Annotated in this window: 22 protein-coding genes; 14 read left to right on the top strand and 8 right to left on the bottom strand. The window is 70.2% G+C overall.

Translation table 11 applies throughout. The features are described 5' to 3' along the window. Window positions 1–220: 220 nt before the first annotated feature. From ACQ0O7_RS25320 to ACQ0O7_RS25310, 3 genes are read right to left on the bottom strand one after another with little or no spacing between them, the layout of a single operon-like run. Window positions 221–1,045, bottom strand: coding sequence for a CDP-alcohol phosphatidyltransferase family protein (locus tag ACQ0O7_RS25320; RefSeq protein WP_430784941.1), 825 nt, complete (start codon window positions 1,043–1,045; stop codon window positions 221–223). Further along, window positions 1,026–2,087, bottom strand: coding sequence for an iron-containing alcohol dehydrogenase family protein (locus ACQ0O7_RS25315; RefSeq protein WP_430784939.1), 1,062 nt, complete (start codon window positions 2,085–2,087; stop codon window positions 1,026–1,028). Before ACQ0O7_RS25315 ends, ACQ0O7_RS25320 begins: the two co-directional genes overlap by 20 nt. Next, the gene (locus ACQ0O7_RS25310; RefSeq protein ID WP_430784937.1) at window positions 2,075–2,806 is read right to left on the bottom strand and encodes a sugar phosphate nucleotidyltransferase; all 732 of its coding nucleotides are present in this window, start codon (window positions 2,804–2,806) and stop codon (window positions 2,075–2,077) included. Before ACQ0O7_RS25310 ends, ACQ0O7_RS25315 begins: the two co-directional genes overlap by 13 nt. A gap of 122 nt (window positions 2,807–2,928) precedes the next feature. Here ACQ0O7_RS25310 and ACQ0O7_RS25305 point away from each other — a divergent pair, with 122 nt between their 5' ends. The 3 genes from ACQ0O7_RS25305 to eccB all read left to right on the top strand — a co-directional run bounded on the left by ACQ0O7_RS25305 (window position 2,929) and on the right by eccB (window position 6,637). Next, the gene (locus ACQ0O7_RS25305) at window positions 2,929–4,023 is read left to right on the top strand and encodes a PLP-dependent aminotransferase family protein (protein WP_430784935.1); all 1,095 of its coding nucleotides are present in this window, start codon (window positions 2,929–2,931) and stop codon (window positions 4,021–4,023) included. Window positions 4,024–4,158: 135 nt separating this feature from the next. Then, on the top strand, window positions 4,159–5,271 hold the full coding sequence (locus tag ACQ0O7_RS25300) for a magnesium and cobalt transport protein CorA (RefSeq protein WP_430784933.1): 1,113 nt from the start codon (window positions 4,159–4,161) through the stop codon (window positions 5,269–5,271). A gap of 37 nt (window positions 5,272–5,308) precedes the next feature. Continuing rightward, complete coding sequence (gene eccB / locus ACQ0O7_RS25295; protein WP_430784931.1) at window positions 5,309–6,637, top strand: type VII secretion protein EccB; 1,329 nt, start codon at window positions 5,309–5,311, stop codon at window positions 6,635–6,637. A gap of 7 nt (window positions 6,638–6,644) precedes the next feature. Here the strand turns inward: eccB and ACQ0O7_RS25290 are convergent, their stop codons facing one another. Further along, window positions 6,645–7,214 carry a hypothetical protein gene (locus tag ACQ0O7_RS25290; RefSeq protein WP_430784929.1) on the bottom strand — a complete coding sequence of 190 codons (570 nt, stop codon included), beginning with the start codon at window positions 7,212–7,214 and terminating at the stop codon, window positions 6,645–6,647. A gap of 130 nt (window positions 7,215–7,344) precedes the next feature. Here ACQ0O7_RS25290 and ACQ0O7_RS25285 point away from each other — a divergent pair, with 130 nt between their 5' ends. Then, window positions 7,345–7,869 (top strand): peptidylprolyl isomerase, encoded by a 525-nt coding sequence (locus ACQ0O7_RS25285; RefSeq protein ID WP_430784927.1) that lies wholly within the window; start codon window positions 7,345–7,347, stop codon window positions 7,867–7,869. Window positions 7,870–7,891: 22 nt separating this feature from the next. Further along, entirely contained in the window at window positions 7,892–8,803 is a 912-nt protein-coding gene (locus tag ACQ0O7_RS25280; RefSeq protein WP_430784925.1) for a rhomboid family intramembrane serine protease, read from the top strand. Here the strand turns inward: ACQ0O7_RS25280 and ACQ0O7_RS25275 are convergent. After that, window positions 8,790–9,194 (bottom strand): PH domain-containing protein, encoded by a 405-nt coding sequence (locus ACQ0O7_RS25275; RefSeq protein WP_430784923.1) that lies wholly within the window; start codon window positions 9,192–9,194, stop codon window positions 8,790–8,792. The genes ACQ0O7_RS25280 and ACQ0O7_RS25275 overlap by 14 nt on opposite strands. Before the next feature lie 107 nt (window positions 9,195–9,301). On the opposite strand from ACQ0O7_RS25275, the gene ACQ0O7_RS25270 reads away from it, so the two are divergent. Then, window positions 9,302–9,733 carry a hypothetical protein gene (locus tag ACQ0O7_RS25270; protein WP_430784921.1) on the top strand — a complete coding sequence of 144 codons (432 nt, stop codon included), beginning with the start codon at window positions 9,302–9,304 and terminating at the stop codon, window positions 9,731–9,733. On the opposite strand, the gene ACQ0O7_RS25265 is transcribed toward ACQ0O7_RS25270, so the two are convergent. After that, entirely contained in the window at window positions 9,714–10,583 is an 870-nt protein-coding gene (locus tag ACQ0O7_RS25265; protein WP_430784919.1) for a transketolase family protein, read from the bottom strand. The genes ACQ0O7_RS25270 and ACQ0O7_RS25265 overlap by 20 nt on opposite strands. Beyond that, complete coding sequence (locus ACQ0O7_RS25260) at window positions 10,580–11,242, bottom strand: thiamine pyrophosphate-dependent enzyme (protein WP_430784917.1); 663 nt, start codon at window positions 11,240–11,242, stop codon at window positions 10,580–10,582. The genes ACQ0O7_RS25265 and ACQ0O7_RS25260 overlap by 4 nt, the downstream gene beginning before the upstream one ends. 46 nt (window positions 11,243–11,288) lie before the next feature. Between ACQ0O7_RS25260 and soxR the strand changes: the two genes are divergently transcribed. The 8 genes from soxR to ACQ0O7_RS25220 all read left to right on the top strand — a co-directional run bounded on the left by soxR (window position 11,289) and on the right by ACQ0O7_RS25220 (window position 19,287). Then, window positions 11,289–11,732 carry a redox-sensitive transcriptional activator SoxR gene (soxR, locus tag ACQ0O7_RS25255; protein ID WP_430784915.1) on the top strand — a complete coding sequence of 148 codons (444 nt, stop codon included), beginning with the start codon at window positions 11,289–11,291 and terminating at the stop codon, window positions 11,730–11,732. Window positions 11,733–12,290: 558 nt separating this feature from the next. Next, window positions 12,291–12,971 carry a response regulator gene (locus ACQ0O7_RS25250; RefSeq protein WP_430784913.1) on the top strand — a complete coding sequence of 227 codons (681 nt, stop codon included), beginning with the start codon at window positions 12,291–12,293 and terminating at the stop codon, window positions 12,969–12,971. Beyond that, the gene (locus ACQ0O7_RS25245) at window positions 12,971–14,008 is read left to right on the top strand and encodes a HAMP domain-containing sensor histidine kinase (protein ID WP_430784911.1); all 1,038 of its coding nucleotides are present in this window, start codon (window positions 12,971–12,973) and stop codon (window positions 14,006–14,008) included. The genes ACQ0O7_RS25250 and ACQ0O7_RS25245 overlap by 1 nt, the downstream gene beginning before the upstream one ends. 38 nt (window positions 14,009–14,046) lie before the next feature. Continuing rightward, window positions 14,047–14,433 carry a hypothetical protein gene (locus ACQ0O7_RS25240; protein ID WP_430784909.1) on the top strand — a complete coding sequence of 129 codons (387 nt, stop codon included), beginning with the start codon at window positions 14,047–14,049 and terminating at the stop codon, window positions 14,431–14,433. Next, on the top strand, window positions 14,430–16,052 hold the full coding sequence (locus ACQ0O7_RS25235) for a cation acetate symporter (RefSeq protein ID WP_430784907.1): 1,623 nt from the start codon (window positions 14,430–14,432) through the stop codon (window positions 16,050–16,052). The genes ACQ0O7_RS25240 and ACQ0O7_RS25235 overlap by 4 nt, the downstream gene beginning before the upstream one ends. Window positions 16,053–16,179: 127 nt before the next feature. Next, a complete protein-coding gene (locus tag ACQ0O7_RS25230; RefSeq protein WP_430784905.1) occupies window positions 16,180–16,875 on the top strand; it encodes a hypothetical protein in 696 nt (231 codons plus the stop codon). Window positions 16,876–16,933: 58 nt separating this feature from the next. After that, on the top strand, window positions 16,934–17,710 hold the full coding sequence (locus ACQ0O7_RS25225) for an ABC transporter ATP-binding protein (RefSeq protein WP_430784903.1): 777 nt from the start codon (window positions 16,934–16,936) through the stop codon (window positions 17,708–17,710). Beyond that, window positions 17,701–19,287: an ABC transporter permease gene (locus tag ACQ0O7_RS25220; RefSeq protein ID WP_430784901.1), complete on the top strand. Its 1,587-nt coding sequence runs from the start codon at window positions 17,701–17,703 to the stop codon at window positions 19,285–19,287. Before ACQ0O7_RS25225 ends, ACQ0O7_RS25220 begins: the two co-directional genes overlap by 10 nt. An 18-nt stretch (window positions 19,288–19,305) precedes the next feature. On the opposite strand, the gene ACQ0O7_RS25215 is transcribed toward ACQ0O7_RS25220, so the two are convergent. Then, the gene (locus ACQ0O7_RS25215) at window positions 19,306–19,590 is read right to left on the bottom strand and encodes a hypothetical protein (protein WP_430784899.1); all 285 of its coding nucleotides are present in this window, start codon (window positions 19,588–19,590) and stop codon (window positions 19,306–19,308) included. Between the last annotated feature and the right edge of the window lie 9 nt (window positions 19,591–19,599).

The following is a 19,599-nucleotide window of genomic DNA, read 5'->3' as shown; positions in this document are numbered from 1 at the left end:
TCGAATCGGACCGCAACGCGGCACACGGAGGCTGAGGCACGACCGCGTGCCAACTTACGGCTCGAATCGGACCGCAACGCGGCACACGAGGGTTGAGGCGTGACCGCGTGCCGAGTTGCGGTTCGGATCGGACCGCAACGCGGCACACGGGGGGCTGTGGACGACAGCGTGCCGCGTTGCGGCTTGGGGTGGACCGCAGGTCGGCACGCTGGGGGGTGGGTTATGGCTTCAGGGCGGCTCGGCCTGTGAAAGCGATCGACGCCGCCAGGAAACCGCCGTTGACCAGGGTGAACAGACCGACGAACCAGACCGTCAGCTGCGGGGCGATCACCAGCACCACCCCGGCCAGGGCGATCACCGCCCCGTAGTCGCGGACCAGCTTGACCGCGCGGACCGGCAGCGACGTGCTGGTCACCATGCTGGACGCCTGGGTGCCGGACTGCATCACCGAGGTGACCAGGTTGACCATCCAGGTGGCGGCGAAGGCGGCCAGCAGCCAGGCGGGGGTGTCCGGCTCCTGGGCTTTGGCGGTGGCGGCCAGCGCCGACACCAGCGAGGCCTGAACCGCGACGTCGCAGAGCACGTCGAGACGGCCACCGGCGGGGCTGGACTGGCCGGTGACCCGGGCCAGCTGACCGTCGGAGCAGTCGAACGCGTAGGCCAGCTGCCAGCCGATCAGCGCCAGCAGCCCGATCGGCGCGGCCCAGAACCGGCCCTCGGCGACCGGGCCGGCGGCGGCGATGACGATCGACGAGGTCAGCACCCCGAGGCCCAGGTTGAGGATGGTGAGCACGGTCGGGGTGAGGTGGTAGCGGTGTGCCCGGACCGCGATCTGGGCGCCGAGGCGCTGGCTGATCGCCTCGCTGAACAGCCCGCCGCCACGGTTGACCGCGTAGTAGTCGGCGGCGGTGGGCGTACCGCCGAAGGTCGTGCCCGGCGGGTTGCCGGACGGTGCCGGGTTCTCGATGCGTGTGGGCTGCGGGCCGCCTCCGGCCGGAGACTCCGGAGGCCGGCCCGTGCCGTCGTCAGAGGGTCGTGAGGACATCGTTGTATTCGGCCAGCTTCTGCCGGGTCTGCTCCGGCGTCAGGGCGAGGTGCTCGATGATGGTGTAACGATCCGGACGGGTCCGCGGCGCGAAGTCGATGACCTTGGCGAACTGGTCGGCGTCGAGACCGACGTCGCCCGGGGTCCGGGGCAGCTGGTGCCGGGCCAGGGTGTCCGACATCTGCTTGAGCCGCCGCTCGTCGCCCCGCAGGAAGGTGCAGAACAACGCGCCCATGCCGGCCAGCTCGCCGTGTGAAGCGGTGCCCGGGAAGAGCGAGTCGGTGGCGTGCATGATCTCGTGGCATCCGCCGCTGCACGGGATGCTGGTGCCGGCCACCGCCATCGCCAGTCCGCTGGCGATCAGCGCCTCGGCCAGGGTGGTGACGAACGCGTCGTCGGACATGTCGCCGGGCATCGAGAGGATCGCCTCGGCGCCCATCCGGGACAGCGAGGCGGCCAGTCCGTCGACGTTCTCGCCGCGGATCTGGCGGGCCAGCTCCCAGTCGGCGAGGGCGCTGATGTTGCTCACCACGTCGCCGATGCCGGCCCGGTTGACCCGGTCCGGCCCGCTCTCCACGAAGTCCAGGTCGACGACCACACCGAACGGGATGTGCACCCCGTACGACCCTTTGATGCCGTCGTTGATCAGGCTGGCCACCGGCGACGCGATGCCGTCGTTGGCCAGGCTGGTGGCGACCGAGACCATCGGCAGGCCCCAGCGGCTGGCCGCGTACTTCGCGGTGTCGACGGTCTTGCCGCCACCGATGCCGACCACCGCGTCGTAGTGCCCGTGGCGCAGCTTGGCGGAGAGGTCGAGGGCCGCGTCCAGGGTGCCGCCGCCGGTGACGAAGACGTCGGCCGACTTCAGCGAGGGACGCAGCAGGTCGACGATCTGCTCGCCGAGACCGGGCCCGACCACCACGGCCACGTCCCCGCCGGACGAGATGCGCCCGTCGGCGAGGATCCTGCCGAGGTCGGCGACCGCGCCCCGCCGCACTTCGATGTGCAGCGGGGTCTGGACGCTACGGGCTAGTAGCGGCATGCGATGTCCCGGGCCTTCGCCAGGTCCTCGTGGTTGTCGACCTCGACCCAGGAGACCTCACCGATCTCGGCGGCCCGCACCTCGTTGCCGCGGTCGGCGTAGAGCTGGAAGCCGTCCTCGTAGAACTGGTTCGGGTCCTTCTCGAAGGTCGCCTTGAGCGCGTCGGCGAGCTTGCCGGCCGCGGACGCCTCGATGATGTTGGCGCCGATGTACTCGCCGAAGGCCTCGGCCGGGTCCATCAGCTTCGTGATTTTGGTGAGCTGGCCATCTTCATTGAAGACGGTCTTCATCTCCTCGTCAGCCAGCTTCTTCACGCTGTCGATGGCGAGGAGGATGCTCGGGCCACGCTTGGCCAGCAGGGTGTGCTCCACGCTGACCGGGTGCACGGTGTCACCGTTCACCATCAGCGCGCCCTGGGCGAAGTGGTCCCGGGCGAGCCACAGGGAGTAAGCGTTGTTCCACTCCTCGGCCTTGTCGTTGTGAACCAGGGAGATCTTCACGCCGTACTTCTTCTCGAAGCCTTCGACGCGCTCCTCCACGGCACCGGCGCAGTAGCCGACGACGATGGTGACCTCGGACAGCCCGGCCGCCGCGAGGTTGCGGAGCGAGATGTCCATGATCGTGGTCTCACCGTCCACCGGGACCAGTGCCTTGGGCAGCGTGTCCGTGTATGGGCGCAGCCGGCGCCCTGCCCCGGCGGCGAGTACCAGTCCGATCATGGGGTGGTTCCTTCCAAGCGCGATGAGGGGTGCCCAGCGAGGATAACGGCATGCGTCCCATACGTAGGACTCGCGAGGGGCGCACCGAAAATGGTATAGACCCGGCTTCTAAGCTGGGGACCATGACTGCTGAGCAGCTGATCTCGTTCGCCCGTGGCGCTCCGTCGCTGGACATCGTCGACGTCGAGGGGCTGAAGGCCGCCGCCGCGCGCGCCTTCGACGCCGATCCGGCCGGGGTGACCGCCTACGGCACCTCCGTCGGCTACCTCCCGCTGCGCAAGTGGATCGCCGACAAGCACCACGTCTCCCCCGACCAGGTCATCGTGACGAACGGCTCGCTGCAGGCGGACGCGTTCCTCTTCGGCCACCTGGTGCAGCCCGGCGACGACGTGATCGTGGAGAAGCCGACCTACGACCGGACGCTGCTCAATCTGCAGAACCTGGGCGCCAAGGTGCATCAGGTCACACTCCAGCCGGACGGCATCGACATCGACGAGCTGCGGTCGCTGCTGGAGTCCGGGGTGCGGCCGAAGCTGGCGCACATCATCCCGAACTACCAGAACCCGGCCGGCCTGACGCTGTCCGAGGAGAAGCGGCGCGCGCTGCTGGCCCTGGCCGAGCAGTACGAGTTCATCATCTTCGAGGACGACCCGTATGTGGACATCCGGTTCCGCGGCGAGGCGCTGCCCTCGATGCTGTCGATGGACACGAACAGCCTGGTCGTGCACGCGTCCAGCTTCACCAAGACGGTCTGCCCCGGGGTCCGGGTCGGTTACCTGGTCGGCCCGGCCGCGCTGATCGACGCGATCGCGAAGAAGGCCACCAACCTGTACATCTCCCCGGGCATGGTCTCCGAGGCGATCGTGCACCAGTTCTGTGTCTCCGGTGACATCGAGAAGTCGGTCCGGACGGTCAGCACGGCCCTGGGCGAACGGGCCAAGGTGCTGGCCGAGTCGATCCGCAAGCACATCCCGGGCGCCACCTTCACCGAGCCGGACGGCGGCTACTTCCTCTGGGTGGACCTGCCCGAGGACGTGGATGTGGACAAGCTCTTCCCGGCGGCCATGAAGAAGGGGGTCGCGGTCGTCAAGGGCAGTGACTTCCTGCTGGAGGGCGGCCGGAACTCGCTGCGCCTGGCGTTCTCCGCGGTGACCGTGGACCAGATCGACGAGGGTGTGCGCCGGATCGCCGACGCCATCGAGGAGATCCGTTCCTGACCGGTAGGGCTTGCCGAGCTGAACAGGCGGCGGCAGGCCTGCCGAGCTGAACAGGCGGCGGCAGGCCTGCGACGAAACCTCCTCCGGGCACAGGCGTAGCCTCGACTGGCTTGCCGCACCGGGGGAGGTTTTGGCATGACGGAACGTTCGTGGACCCGGGGCCGGCCCCTCGGCGCGGCCTGGGCGGCCCGGATGCGGGGCCTGCTCAACAACGGCGACTCCCGGTCCGGTGGCCCCGACGGCGGTCACTCGTCGGCGGTGGTGGACTGCGGGGTCTATCAGGACGGGCGCCGTCTTCCGGGTGAGTTCTCCCCGGATGAGGCGCTCACCGAGGCCCGCAGCCGGCCCGGCGCCTTCGTCTGGCTCGGTCTGCATCAGCCGTCGTTGCGGGAGATGGCCTCGATCGCGGAGATCTACGGCCTGCACGAGCTGGCGGTGGAGGACGCGGTCAAGGCCGAGCAGCGGCCCAAGCTGGAGCAGTTCGGCTCGGTGCACTTCCTGGTGCTGCGCACCGCCCGGTACGTACCGCACAAGGAGCTGACCGAGAGCTCTCAGGTGGTCGAGACCGGCCAGATGATGATCTTCGTCGGCGAGAACTTCGTGATCACCGTCCGGCATGGTGACGCCTCCGAGATGGCGCCGGTCCGGGCCGATCTGGAGTCCCAGCGGGCGGCTCTGCTGGAGCAGGGCCCGTGGGCGGTGGCGTACGCGGTGACCGACCGGGTGGTGGACCACTATCTGCTGGTCGCCGACGGGGTCGAGGACGATCTGGACATCATCGAGGAGGGTGTCTTCTCCCGGGACCGGACCGCCCCGATACAGCAGGTCTATCAGCTCAAGCGGGAGCTGGTGGAGTTCCGCCGGGCGGTGGTCCCGTTGCAGCGGCCGCTGGTGGCGATCACGTCGAGCCAGGGCGTGGTGCCCAAGGAGATCCGCCGGTATTTCCGGGACGTGCAGGACCACCTGACCCGTACCGTGGAGCAGGTCTCCTCCTACGACGACCTGCTCAACTCGATCCTGCAGGCCCGCCTCGCGCAGGTCACCGTGGACCAGAACAACGACATGCGCAAGATCGCGTCCTGGGCCGCGATCGCCACGGTCTGGACCGCGTTCGCCGGGGTCTACGGCATGAACTTCGACTACATGCCGGAGACCGATTGGAAGTATGGCTACCCGGCCCTGATCGCACTCTTGTCGGCGGTGACGGTCGTTCTCTACCGTGCCTTCCGCCGCAATGGCTGGTTGTGACCCCACGAACCCGCGCCAGGCCCTCTAGAGTGTCCGGGTGCCGTCGCGTCAGGATGAGCTGCACTCGTATCAGTACTCGGTGCAGCGTGTGGTCGCGGCACTCGTCTCTCACGACCCGGATCCGCATCGATCACCGTTGCGCCGGGCCGGTGTCACCGCGCTGATCGGCGCGCTGGTCGCCGCCCTGGTGGTCGGCGGGTTCGCCGCCTACGGCCTGTTCACCGGCAACACCATGGCCGAGGCGACCGACCGGAACGCGGTCCTGGTGGAGAAGAAGACCGGCGCCCGGTTCGTCTATCTGGAGTCGGACGGCAAGCTGCACCCGGTGCTCAACTACACGTCCGGGCTGCTGCTGGCGACCGGCAACCCGCCGCAGCTGAAGACGGTGGCGACCGAGAAACTGGCGAAGATCCCGCTCGGCGTCCCGCTCGGCATCCCCGGCGCCCCGGACTCCCTGCCGACGGCGAAGAGCCTGCTCAAAGGTGCCTGGTCGATCTGCACGGACATCGCCGCGGGCCGGCCGCGCAGCACCATGCTGATCGGGACGGCGGCGTCCGGGGGCACCACGGCCACCGGCGGTTTCCTGGTGCGGGACCCGACCGGGCGTACCCATCTGGTGCTCGGTTCGCAGCGTTTCCGGCTGCGGGCCGGCGAGGTGGACCCGATTCAGCGCGCCCTCGGGTGGTACGGCTACCGCCCCTGGCAGGTCTCGGCGTCCTGGGTCGACGCGATCCCGGCCGGACCGGACCTGACCGCGCCCACCATTCCGGGCCGTGGGCGTACCTCGGTGATCCCCGGCCGCAAGGTGGGCCGGGTGCTGACCAACGGGGACGGTAAGACGTTCGGGGTGGTGCTGGCCGACGGCATCAGCCCACTCACCGAGATGCAGGCCAAGCTGCTGTCCATCGAGGCCGGCGGCACGCCGCTGTCGGTCGGGGCCCGCTTCCTGTCACTGCCGCCGTCGGACTCCGGGCTGGGTGCCGCCGCGGAGGGCCTGCCCGCCACGGTTCCGGCGCTGGCCGAGGCGCCGGCCACGGCGTGTGTCACCGCGCCGGGCGACGCGATCAAGGTGAACGTGAAGGTCCCGGCCGGTGTCGCACCGGCCGGGACCTCCCGGGTCGATCTGATCGCGGTGGCCCGCGGGTCGGGCGCGCTGGTGGAGTCGGCGGCGTCCCCGGACGCCGCGGCCGGCACCGGCACGGTCAGCATCGTGACCGACACCGGCACCCAGTACCCGCTGGCGAGCCGCGATCTGCTGGGCCGGCTCGGCTACGCCGGAACGCGGCCCACCCGGATCCCGGCTCAGCTCATCGCCTACCTGCCGGCCGGGCCCGCGCTGGACCCGGTCCGGGCGGCCCGGCAGTGAGCTGCGGTCAGCGCGGGTCCGGCTTGTTCTGGTCGGTCCCGGTGCCGTTGGCCGTGGTGTAGACGGTCGGCTCCATCGGCTCGAAGGCCGCGTCGTCGGCGCCGCCGCGGGTGGTGGGCTCGTACTCCTCCCACTGCGCCTCCCGGCGACGGCGGGCCACGTAGGCGGCGCCGATGCCGACAGCGGTGCCGAGCAGCGCGTACCCGGCCAGCTTGCCGGCCCGGCTCTTCTTGCGGCCGGTCGCCTTCTCGGCCCGGCGCTGCAGCTTGCGGGCCTGCTTCTCCTGGACCTTGAGCTGCTTGCGGGTCGCCTTCTTGGCGCCCTTGCCGGCCTGCCGGACGTTGTCCGAGGCCTGAGTCAGCGCGGCGAGGGCGCTGTCCCAGCTCTGCGAGGCCGCGTCCCGGGCCGCGGTGGCCGCCGGCTGGACCCGATCGCGCGCCGCGTTGATCCGGGGCGTGACGGTCGAGCTGGTCTCGTGGGCCGCGATCGTGGCTGCCTTCTTGAAGTGCTCCACGCTCTGGCCGAGCTCGTTGCGCATGCGCGCCTTACGGTTGCGGCGACGAATCGTTGCGAACACCGGTGCCCACCTCCTGTGGTCTTCTCCCACGTCATGTTGCCTTCTCGGGTACCCCCGCGCGGCCGGATCCATGACATGGGGGAGGATCCGAATTGCACGAGAACAGCCCATCACGATGACGGGAGTACCCGTGGCCGAGAATCTTTACGCCACCCTTCACACCAATCACGGCGCCATTCGGGTGCAGCTCTTCCCGGACCACGCCCCGGCGACGGTCCGCAACTTCGTGGAGCTGGCCGAAGGAACCAAGGAGTACACCGACCCCCGCACCGGCCAGCCGGGTAAGGGTCCGTACTACGACGGCACCATCTCGCACCGGGTCATCGCCGGCTTCATGGTCCAGGCCGGCGACCCGACCGGCACCGGCCGTGGCGGCCCGGGGTACACGTTCGCCGACGAGTTCCACCCGGAGCTCATGTTCGACCGCCCGTACCTGCTCGCCATGGCGAACGCCGGGCCGGGTACCAACGGCTCGCAGTTCTTCATCACGGTCGGCCCGACCCCGCACCTGAACCGCCGGCACACGATCTTCGGCCAGGTCGCGGACGAGCAGTCGGCGAAGAACGTCGACTCGATCGCGACCACCCCGACCGGGCCGGGCGACCGTCCCCGCGAGGACGTCGTGATCCAGCGCGTGGAGATCGAGCGCTCCTGACCCCTCGGGTACCTTTGGTGCCATGAGTGAGGCGCCCTCGACGGCACCGGTGTGCTATCGCCATCCGTCGCGAGAGACCATGCTCCGGTGCAGCCGGTGTGATCGTCCGATCTGCACCGATTGCATGAATGAGGCGACGGTCGGCCATCAGTGCCCCGACTGTGTCAAAGAGGGACGCCGCAGCCAGCGGTCGGCGCGCACCGCCTTCGGGGGGAGTCGCGCCGGCCAGCTCGGCTACGTCACGACCACGATCATCGTGGTCAACTCGCTGGTGATGGTCGCGTCGGCGATCCTCGGCGGCCCCAGCGCGATCTTCGGCGGCGGCAGCTGGGGTCTGCTGGGCAGCGGCACCCCGATCACCGACTTCGGTGAGGTGCTGGGCCTGGCGCTCTACCCCAACGGCGAGCTGCACGGTGTGGCCAACGGCGAGTGGTACCGCCTGGTCACCGCGATGTTCCTGCACTACGGCATCCTGCATCTGTTGCTCAACATGATGCTGGTGGCCCAGCTCGGCCGCTATCTGGAGAGCCAGCTCGGCCCGCTGCGGTTCGCCGGGCTCTACATGCTCGCCGGCATCGGCGGCAACGTGACGGCCTACCTCTTCCAGGCGCCGAACCAGCCGTCGGCGGGTGCGTCCACGGCCACCTTCGGCCTGATCATCGCGGTCATCGTGATCAACCGGAAGCTGATGCGCGACTCCAGTTCGATGACGTCGATGCTGGTCATCAACCTGATCTTCACGTTCACCATTCCGAACATCTCGATCGCCGGGCACCTGGGCGGCCTGGCCGTCGGTGGCGCCGCGGCCGCGGTGATGGCCTATGCCTCCCGGCCCAACCGCGGGGTCAAGCAGGCGATCGGCTGTGCGGTGCTGCTGGCGGTGATCGTGGGCGCGGCGGTGTGGCGTACCGAAAGCATTCTCAGCCTGTTCTGACCTCGGTCAGGGCCAGCGCCACCGTCTCCGGGTCGGCGCTCAGGTCGTTGGGCGTGAACAGGTAGACCGCCTCACCGGCGTCGATCTCCAGGAATTCACTGCGCAGGCCGCGGCGGGTGCTCTGCTCCACCCGTACCCGCTCGATCTGCGACCACGGGATGTGCTTGCGCCGGGAGAAGCCGGTGACCACCGTGATGCCGGCCGGATCCGCCGCCAGGCGGACCGGGACCAGCACGTCACGGGCCGCCCAGACGACGACGGCGCCCGCCGCGATCAGGGCCAGCACCCAGCGGGACCACTCACCCTCGGCGAAGATCGCGGCCAGGGCCGGGAAGGTGAGCGCGACGATCAGCTTGACGAGCGGGAGGACGGGTCGGACGCGCCATTGCATCTGCTCACTATCCCAGAATGATTCGGATGACCTTCCGGGCGCCGGTGTAATTCGATATTCAGTGGCCCGAACCGCCTCTTATTCGATTCATCTTCCGTTAACAGTGCATGGACGTGTTCTCAAGTACGTTCCACGCCGCGGCCGAGACCGCCGGGGCCACACCGGCGGCCAATCGGCACCTGCCGATCTTCCGCACCTGTGTGGACCCGGACGATCCCGCGATCCTGGTGGCGCGCTGTGTCCGCCCCGGCGCGCCACTCTCCGGCGACTGGTTCCTGCTGCTCACCGAACGCCGGCTGGTGGTCACCCAGGAGACCCGGCCGCTGCACCGGCTCCGCCTGCACCTCAACGCCAACTTGCGTAACCTCAGCGCGGTGACCTGGCGGCTGGACCTGTCCAAACCCGGTGTCGAGCTGTCGGTCACCGCGATGGACGGGGTCCGCGAACGGTTCCGGATGCGACTCGGCGACTCGGACACCGCATGGCGGGTGGAAGCCCTGGTCCGGGAGAGTTTCACCCTCAGACCCGCGCTCGTGTGAACTCCGTGATCGACCTCCGGATCCCGGCCGCGTCCAGGCCGTGCACCCGGGCGTGATCGCGGCGGTGCCCGTACCGGCGTACCTCGGCCCGGCCGGCGCCCAGATGCAGTGACCGGTGCGGCAGGTCGCTCAGCGCCTCGCTGACCAGGCGCGCCGAGGTGCCCGCGGCATAGGGTTCCACCAGGACGATCTCAGTGGTCACCAGCTCACGCAGGGCGGTGGTGTCCAGTGGGCGGGGCGTGTTGGTGTAGAACACCGTCACGTCCAGGTCGCGGGTCGCTTCCAGCACCGGGTCCAGCATCGGGCCGATCGCGACGACCAGGGGCCCACCACGGCTCAGGACGGCGCCGTCGGCATGAGAACGAACGTTCTCCTCCGCGGAGAGCCGGACATAGACCCGGTCGTCGGTACGGGCCGCGTCCCGCAGCAGAGCCGGCACCTCGTCCCGGTGCCCGGGCACGTGCACGGTCCAGCCGTCCAGGGTGTCCAGCAGGGCCACGTCACCGGGGGACTGATGGGTGTAGCCCTCCTCGGCGGCGTCGTACGACCCACCGATGCTGACCAGCACCGCGCCGGTGTCCTGATGCCCGAAGTCGAGTTTGATCTGCTCGTACGCCCGGTCGATGAGGAACGGCGCGTACGAGTGCAGGAAGGGCCGCAGACCGGTCAGCGCCAGCCCGCCGCCCACCCCGGCCATCAGCTGTTCCCGGATGCCGACGTTGAACACCCGGTCCGGATGCCGGCGGTGCGCGTCCTCGAACGCGCTCGCCGAGATGTCCGCCAGCACCAGTGCGGTCCGCGGGTCCTCGTCCAGCAGCGCGGTCGCGGTCGTCACGAATGCGTCTCTCATACCTCTGCCACCACCAGGTTCGGTCGGGCGCCGGTCAGGCGCAGCGCCTTCTCGATGTCGTCGTGGTCGCGCCCGTTCACCACGGACACACTCCAGTTGGGGAACCGCGCCGGGATACCACCCGGCCAGCCGTGCGTGGCGGACCGGTTGTCGATGACGATCGCGGTGATCGGCAGCCGGACGGCGGCGGCGTACGCGATCGCCTCGTGGTTTGATCCCTCGTCCAGTTCCGCGTCGCCGAGCAGCACGAACGTGCGGCTGTCATAGCCCTGGGCGCGCAGCCCGAGCGCGGTGCCGACGGCCAGGCCCAGCCCGTGCCCGAGCGAGCCGGTGCCGATCTCGACGCCCGGGACGAGCATCCGGTCCGGGTGGTGCCCGAGCGGGCTGTCCCAGCCGCCCATGTCGTCGAGCCACTCCTCGGGGATGAAGCCCTTGGCGGCGAGCACCGCGTAGTAGGCGGCCGGCCCGTGCCCCTTGGACAGCAGGAAGCGATCCCGGTCCGGTTCGTCAGCGGTCTCCGGCGTGACGCGTAACACTCGGTCGTAGAGAACCCAGAGCACGTCCAGAGTGGAATGCGCGCTCGGGGCGTGTTTCACGTCTCCGGTGATCCGGCTGAGCAGCCGGTGTACGGGGTGTCGGGGTGTCGTCACAGCGGTCATGCCCTCTAGGCTGCAACTTGAAGTTCACTTCAACTCAAGGAGTGCCATGGAGACGCTCACGATCGGCGAACTCTCCGCCCGCAGCGGCGTCGCCCCGTCCGCGTTGCGTTTCTACGAGCGGGAGGGGTTGATACACGCCTCCCGCACCAGCGGCAACCAGCGGCGCTACGACCGGGCCGAGCTGCGCCGCGTCTCGTTCATCAAAATCTCCCAGCAGGTCGGGGTGTCCCTGGACGAGATCCGCGACGCGCTGGCCTCCCTCCCGGAGAACCGCACCCCCACCCGGGCCGACTGGTCCCGGCTGTCCGCGAGCTGGCGCTCCCGCCTCCAGGAGCGCATCGCCGTCCTGGAACGCCTCCGCGACGAGCTGAGCGGCTGCATCGGCTGCGGTTGCCTCTCCCTGCAGAGATGCAAACTGGCCAACCCGGGCGACCGCCTGGCCGCCGGCGGCACCGGCCCCCAGCGAATCCTCAACCCCACCGCCGACTGAATCAACCCGCGCATACCGGAGAATAAGATCAAATAGTTCGGATAACCTCATCCGGCGCTGCTGGCCTGCCGATGAATCATTCAGTGACGACTGGCATTACATGGCAGCCCTATCGTGCGACGGTCCGGGTGTCCAGTCGACCACCGCCGATCTTGACGCGGTGGTGGAGAGGGCAGTCGACTACGCGGCATCGTTCGGATCCAGCTCTCTACCGCAGAAGCGAGTCGTTGGCGGAACAGGTCAAGCCGTTGATCGTGCACTCGCACTGCTGGCAGCCGTGAGCGCGGAAGGCCCGAATGCACGAAGGCCCCGCGGATGCGGGGCCCAGGGCGGGATCGGAGGTTTCCTTCCTGCCGACCATGCTTCACGTATGTGGGCCACCCGGGCGTTTCACTTCTTCGTAGCGGACGGCGCGAGGAGCTGAGGAGCCTGCACAGTTTGTTCACAACTCCCCCTCCGGGTGGGCGCGGGCGGTCAATAAGCTGCTGCGCGGCGGTCGGTGAGTCACGGGGGCACACCGGCCGAGCAGTGGGCGGCTACGGGTGAAGGTGGCGGAGCGTGGAGACGGTCGAGCGGCGGGTTCTCGTGGTCGAGGACGAGCGGGCGATCGCGGATGCGGTGGCGGCCCGGCTGCGTGCGGAGGGGTTCCGGGTCGAGGTGGTCGGGGACGGGCCGGGGGCGGTGGCCGCGGCCCGGCGGATTCCGCCTGACGTGATCGTGCTGGATGTGATGCTGCCCGGGTTCGACGGGCTGGAGGTGTGCCGGCGGATTCAGGCGGAGCGGCCGGTGCCGGTGCTCATGCTGACCGCCCGCGGTGACGAGACGGATCTGCTGGTGGGGCTGGCGGTGGGCGCCGACGACTACATGGCGAAGCCGTTCTCGATGCGGGAGCTGGCCGCCCGGGTGCACGCGCTGCTGCGGCGGGCCGACAAGGTGGCCACCGCCGCGTCGATCAAGCGGCTCGGCGATCTGGAGATCAACCAGGCGGAGCGGCGGGTGCTGCGCGGCGGGGTGGAGGTGCATCTGACGCCGACCGAGTTCGATCTGCTGGTGCATCTGGCGGGCCGGCCGCGCACCGTGCTGCCCCGGGAGCGGCTGCTGGCCGACGTGTGGGGCTGGGCGGACGCCTCCGGCACCCGGACCGTGGACAGCCACATCAAGGGGTTGCGCCGCAAGCTGGGGGCCGACCTGATCCGTACGGTGCACGGGGTCGGTTATGCCTTGGAGGTGGACCGGTGATGACGCGGGTGCACAACCTGGTCGCGCCGGTCTTCGCCTATCTGCCACGGCCGCTGGACCCGGTGCGTTCGATCAAGGCGAAGTTGTCGCTGGCGCTCGGGTTCGCCGGTGGGACGGGTCTGCTGGTGTTCCTGTGGAGCATCGACTTCTACCGGGTGGACCTGCTGTGGATCGCGATCGCGGCGGCGCTGGGCCTGGTCACGTTGCAGGTGATGGCGCACGGGGCGACGGTGCCGTTGCGGGAGATGACGGTGGCGGCGGGTGCGATGGCCCGGGGCGACTACACCCGGCGGATCCGGACGCGTTCGCAGGACGAGGTGGGTGAGCTGGCGGACGCCTTCAACCGGATGGCGGCGGATCTGGCGACCGCGGACCGGCAGCGGCGTGAACTGATCGCGAACGTCTCGCACGAGCTGCGTACCCCGATCACCGCTCTGCGGGGTGTGCTGGAGAACATCGTCGACGGGGTGGCGGCGGCCGAACCGGACACCATGCGGACCGCGCTGGCCCAGACCGAGCGGCTGAGCCGGCTGGTGACCGATCTGCTCGATCTGTCCCGGTTGGACGCCGGGGTCACGCCGATGCGGCTGGAGCCGATCGAGGTGCCGGAGTTCCTGGACGGGGTGGTCCGGGAGGCCCGGGTGAACGCCGGCGGCACCGGGCACGACGTGTCGTTCGTCGTGTCGGCGCCGCGGCTGGTGCTGCCCGGGGACCGGGAGCGGTTGCATCAGGTGTTCGCGAACCTGCTGGACAACGCGGCCCGGCACAGCCCGCCGGGCGGGACGGTGACGGTTCGGGCCGAGCGCCGCGACGACCAGGTGGTGTTCGCCGTCGTCGATCAGGGTGACGGGATTCCGGCCGCCGATCGGGAGCGGGTGTTCGAGCGGTTCACCCGGGGTGAGCGGGCCACCGGCGGAGGCACCGGGCTGGGCCTGGCGATCGCCCGCTGGGTGGTCCAGTTGCATCGGGGCACCATCGCGGTGGTGGAGCCGGGCGATCAGCGCGGTTGTCACATCCAGGTGCGACTTCCCCGGTAGATGTTGACAAACGGCCTGGGGCGGACAGACTGCCGAACATGGCCGTCGATCCGCCCCCGCGCCCGCGCACCCGGGTGGTGCTGGCCGACGCCGCGGGCCGGCGCGGCGGCACCGACCGCAGCCGTGCCGATCTGGCCGAGCAGACCCCGGTCGGTGAGGCGCTGGTCAAGGGTCTGATGCGGGCTCAGCTGGCGCTCGCGTTGCGGCTGTCGCTGGTGGTGGTCGCCGGGTTGGGGACGCTGCCGCTGCTGTTCGTGGCGGCGCCGGCTGTCGGCGGGTTCACCGTGTTCGGCATCCATCTGCCGTGGCTGCTGCTCGGGCTGTTGTCGTTCCCGTTCCTGGTCGCGGTGGGCGCCGCCTATGTGCGCTGGGCGGAACGCAACGAGCAGGACTTCGCGGCGCTGATCCGCAGGCCGGAGCAGTGAACCCGTACCTGGCGCCGGGCCTGGTCGTGGTGCTGCTGCTGACCGTGGCGATCGGCGCGTACGGCCTGCGTTTCGCCCGGACCACCTCGGATTTCCTGGTCGCCTCGCGTTCGGTCAGCCCGTCCTGGAACGCCGCCGCGATCAGCGGTGAGTACCTGTCCGCCGCCTCGTTCCTGGGGGTGGCCGGGCTGGTGCTGCGGTACGGCGTGGACGTGCTCTGGTATCCGGTCGGATTCGCGGCCGGCTATCTGGCTCTGCTGCTGTTCGTGGCGGCACCGCTGCGCCGGTCCGGGGCGTTCACCCTGCCCGATTTCTGCCAGGTGCGGCTGGGGTCGACCGGGCTGCGCCGGCTGGCGACCGGGTTCGTGCTGTTCATCGGCTGTCTCTACCTGCTGCCACAGTTGCAGGGGGCGGGGCTGACGTTCGCCACGCTCACCGGTGAGTCGTACATCTGGGGTGCTCTGGTCGTCGGTGTGGTGGTGACCGGGAACGTGGCGTTCGGCGGGATGCGCGCGATCACCTTCGTGCAGGCGTTCCAGTACTGGCTGAAGTTGACCGCGCTGGCCGTGCCGATGGTGTTCCTGATCCTGCAGTGGCAGTCCGACGGCCGTCCGGCGGTGACGCCGCCACAGGGTGCGGTGTTCCACAGCGCGACGACGGTGACCGTGCAGCAGGACGCGGTGCTGGACGGGACGGTCGAGGTCCAGGCCGGAGAGACTCTGCGGTACGCGGCCGGGGCCGCCGTCCCGACGGTGAGCACTGTGGACGCCGAGTTCGGCGACGCGTGGCTGCTGCCCGGCCAGGACGGACTCTTCACCACCTATTCGCTCATCCTCGCCACGTTCCTCGGCACCATGGGGCTCCCGCACGTGCTGGTCCGGTTCTACACGAACCCGGACGGCGCCTCGGCCCGGCGCACCACCCTGGTGGTCCTCGCGATGGTCGGTCTCTTCTACTTCCTTCCCACGTTGTACGGGGTACTGGGCCGGATCTACACACCGCAGCTCCTGATGACCGGCAACACCGACGCGGTGGTGCTGCTGCTGCCGGAGGCGGCGCTCGGTGGCGGGCACCTGGGCCGGCTGCTCGGCGCCCTGGTCACCGCGGGCGCGCTGGCCGCCTTCCTGTCCACCTCGTCCGGCCTGCTCACCAGCGTCGCCGGGGTGATCTTCACGGATGTGCTGCGGCCGGGGCGCAACGGTTCGATCCGGGACTTCCGGATCGCGACGGTGCTGGCCGCGGTGGTGCCGACCGGGCTGGCCCTGTTCGTGTCCGACATGGACGTGTCCCGGGTGGTGGGGCTGGCGTTCGCGGTGGCGGCGTCCAGTTTCTGCCCGCTGCTGGTGCTGGGCATCTGGTGGCGGGGGCTGACCGCGGCCGGGGCGATCGCCGGGCTGGTCGTCGGTGGTGGCGCGGCGGTGGCGTCGGTGCTGGTGACCGTGCTGGGGCCGACCCTGCACGTGCGGATCGCCGAGTTCGTGGAGCAGCCGGCGGCGTGGACCGTACCGCTGGCGTTCCTGGTGATGGTGGGTGTCTCGCTGGTGACCGGCCGCCGGGTGCCCTCGGATGTGGGTGCCACCATGCTGCGCCTGCACGCCCCGGAGTCGCTGCGCAGTTGACGTGTGCCGATCCGCGGCTCGAAACGAGCCGCAGATCGGCACGCGAGCTGACCCCGGCCACGGCTATTTAAGGATGTTTAAGGTTGCGTGCCCATCCGGCCCTGAACCCCGGCTCGTATGACCGGGCATGAGACGCACCTACAAGCGGCCGGGCAGTGGCATCAGCGGACGTAACAAGAAGATCGTGATCGGCCTCGTGACGGCTGCCGTCGTCGGCGGCGGCTTGGCGGTGGGCACCGGGCTCAGCAGCGCCTCCACCAACACCTTCTGTGACGGCCAGGCGCAGGCGATCCGGAACAACGAGAAGTTCATCGCCGACCAGCGGGCCAACCCGAACGCGCAGACCGACGCGATCATCGCGAACCGGGAAGCCGTGATCAAGCAGATCAACCTGCAGATGAAGGCCGGCGGCTGCGACGTCGCCGACGTGCCGGTGGCCCAGCCGACGACGGCCGCGCCGACCACCCCGCCCGCGGCTCAGCCCCCGGCGAACAACGGCGGCAACAACGGCGGTGGCGGCAACAACAACGGTGGCGGCAACAACGCCGGCGGCAACAACGGCGGTGGCGCCACCGGTGACGTGGTCTGCGCCGGCTCGACGGTGACCCTCTCCGGGGAGGGTGGCGCCCCGGCGGCGTCCAGCGGCACCCACCCGATCGGCACCCGTCTGAAGGTCACCAACCTCGACAACAACAAGGCCATCACGGTCACCGTGTCGAGCGTGTCGGGGAGCTGCGTCCTGCTGAACAACGCGGCCTTCGAAGAGGTCCGCGAGCCCGGCAAGTTCCTGATCCGGCGCGCCGTGATCGAGCGGGTGGGCTGATCCGGTCCGGGCGGTCCGGCTGTACCGGACCGCCCACCCGGCGGTTACGTTCGATGACATGAGCGTGCCGGAACAGCGACGACCCGACACCGCGGCGATGTCGCTCCACGGGCTCATCAAGCGCTTCGACACACGGCTGGCGGTCTCCGGGGTGAGCCTGGAGGTGCCGGCCGGTTCCTTCTTCGGCCTGCTGGGCCCCAACGGGGCCGGGAAGACCACCACCCTCTCCATGGCGGTGGGCCTGTTGCGGCCCGACGCGGGCCGGGCGACATTACTGGGGTACGACGTCTGGCACTCCCCCGCCGAAGCGAAAGCCCTGGTCGGGGTGCTCCCCGACGGGGTGCGGATGTTCGACCGGCTGAGCGGCCCGGAGCTGCTCGCCTACCACGGCCTGCTGCGCGGCATGCCCGCCGGCACCGTCGACCAGCGCGCCCGTGACCTGCTCGAAGTGCTGGAGCTGGGCAGCGGCAACCGGACCCTGGTGGTCGACTACTCGGCCGGCATGAAGAAGAAGATCGGTCTGGCCTGCGCGCTGCTGCACGCGCCCCGGCTGCTGGTGCTGGACGAGCCGTTCGAGGCGGTCGACCCGGTGTCCGCGGCGCTGATCAGGGACATTCTTCAGCGGTACGTGTCCGGCGGCGGGACCGTCGTGTTCTCCAGCCACGTGCTCGAAGTCGTCGAACGGCTCTGCTCGCACGTGGCGATCATGTCGGACGGTGTGCTGCGGATGACCGGGACGCTGGCCGAGGTCCGGGGCGACCGCCCACTCCAGGACGTCTTCGTCCAGGTGGTCGGCGGCCGGGTGGCGACCGGGTCGGAGCTGGCGTGGCTCTAGGCGCCACCGTGTGGCCGTTCGTCCGGCTCAAACTGCGGATCACCGCGAACAGCCTGCGCGACCGGCCCGCCCGGATCGTGATGTTCGTGCTCGGCGTGATCGCCGCGTGCGGCTTCGCCGTTCTCGGCTACGCGATGTTCGCGCTGCCCGGAGTGCTCGGCCGGCCCGGCATCGCGGAGATCCTCTTCCCGTTCGGGGGAGCGGTGCTCGTACTCGGCTGGGTCTTCCTGCCGTTGCTCTTCTTCGGTGTCGACAACACCCTCGATCCGGCCCAGTTCGCGCTGCTGCCGCTGCGCCGGCCGACCCTGATCGCGGGCATGGCCACCGCCGCCCTGGTCGGCGTGCCCGCGCTGGCCACCCTGGCGGCCACATCCGGCACGGTGCACACGGCCGGCTCGCTCGGCGGTCCGGCGGCGGCACTCGCCGGGCTGACCGGAATCCTGTCCGGGCTGCTCCTGTGCGTGGTGCTGAGCCGTGCCGTGATCAGCGCGTTCGCCACCGCGCTGCGCTCCCGCCGGGCCCGGGACCTGGCCACCATCCTGCTGGCCGTGGTGGCCGCGTCGATCGGGCCACTCGAACTGACCCTGCTCGGGCTGCTCGACCGGGCGGACTGGTCGGCGGTCGAGGCGATCGCCGAGGTGACCGGGTGGACGCCGTTCGGTGCGCCGTACACGATGGGTCTCGATGTCGCGCGGGGGCGGGCGTGGACCGTACCGCTGAAGCTGTTGATCGTCCTGACCACGGTGACCGGCCTGCTCCTCTGGTGGGGCCGCACGCTGGAACAGGCGATGGTCGGCGCCTCGGGCGCCGGCCCGGCCCGGACCGGATCGCCGGACACCCGCGGCCCGGTCGCCCAGCTGCTGTTCCGCTGGTGGCCACGGACCCGGTTCGGTGCGCTGACCGCCCGCGAGACGCGGTACTGGTGGCGGGAGACGCGGCGGCGCGCCGCCCTGGTCACCCTGGCGATGGCCGGGGTCTTCCTGCCGCTGTCGACGGCGTTCGCGGGCGGTGGCCTGGGCGCGACCGGTTTCGGTTTCATGGTCGGCGCCATCGCGCCGATCGGACTGGCCAACCAATTCGGGTACGAGGGGAGCGCCTACGCCACCAACGTGGCCACCGGGATTCCAGGCCGGTTGGAGGTGCACTCCCGGGCCGCCGCGCACGCCGTGTTCACCGTGCCGTTGCTGCTGCTGGTGGCTATCGTGACCGGTCTGGTGGCGGGCGGGCCGGAGACGATCGCGGCCCAGTTCGGCACCATGCTGGCGACCTACGGGGTGGGCCTGGCCCTGGTGCTGCCGATCTCGGTGCGGGCCGCCTACTCCCTGCCGGACACCAGCGGCCCGTTCGCGCTCTCCTCCGGCGGGGGCCTCAGCAAGTCGCTACCCGGGATAGCCGCACTGTTCGGCGCGATGCTCGGAGCCCTGCCGGTGGTGCTGATGGCCTGGCAGTGGCCGTGGACGGCTCTGCCGGTGGGCGTGCTCTACGGCGGCGCGGCCTACCTGCTCGGCGCCCATCTGGCCGGCCGTCTCCTGGACCGCCGGATGCCGGAACTCCTGGCCGCGGTCACCCCACGCTAGGGAGCCTCCGCGGGACGGTCATGACGAGGGCCGGCCGACCGGCCGGGATCCGCTGCGAGTCGCCGGCGCCCGATTGACCTGGGCCGGGCGCAGGCCGTCCCGGCGGACGAAGATGCGCCGGCGCTGGAGCGCGGTGCCGGTCTGGTCCAGCACGTAGCCGTCCAGCCAGATCCACCCGTCGTAGGTGATCCGCGGATCGACCCGGATCACCCGGAACGTCAGTGCCCGGTCATGGGAGAACTGCACACTCGCATCGGGGCCGACGTGGACGACGTCACCCGGACGGAGCACCACCTGCACCATCCTTCGAAC

This window comes from Actinoplanes sp. G11-F43, assembly GCF_050589265.1.
Classification (GTDB): domain Bacteria; phylum Actinomycetota; class Actinomycetes; order Mycobacteriales; family Micromonosporaceae; genus Actinoplanes.
This window is presented reverse-complemented; position numbering and strand designations above follow the sequence as displayed.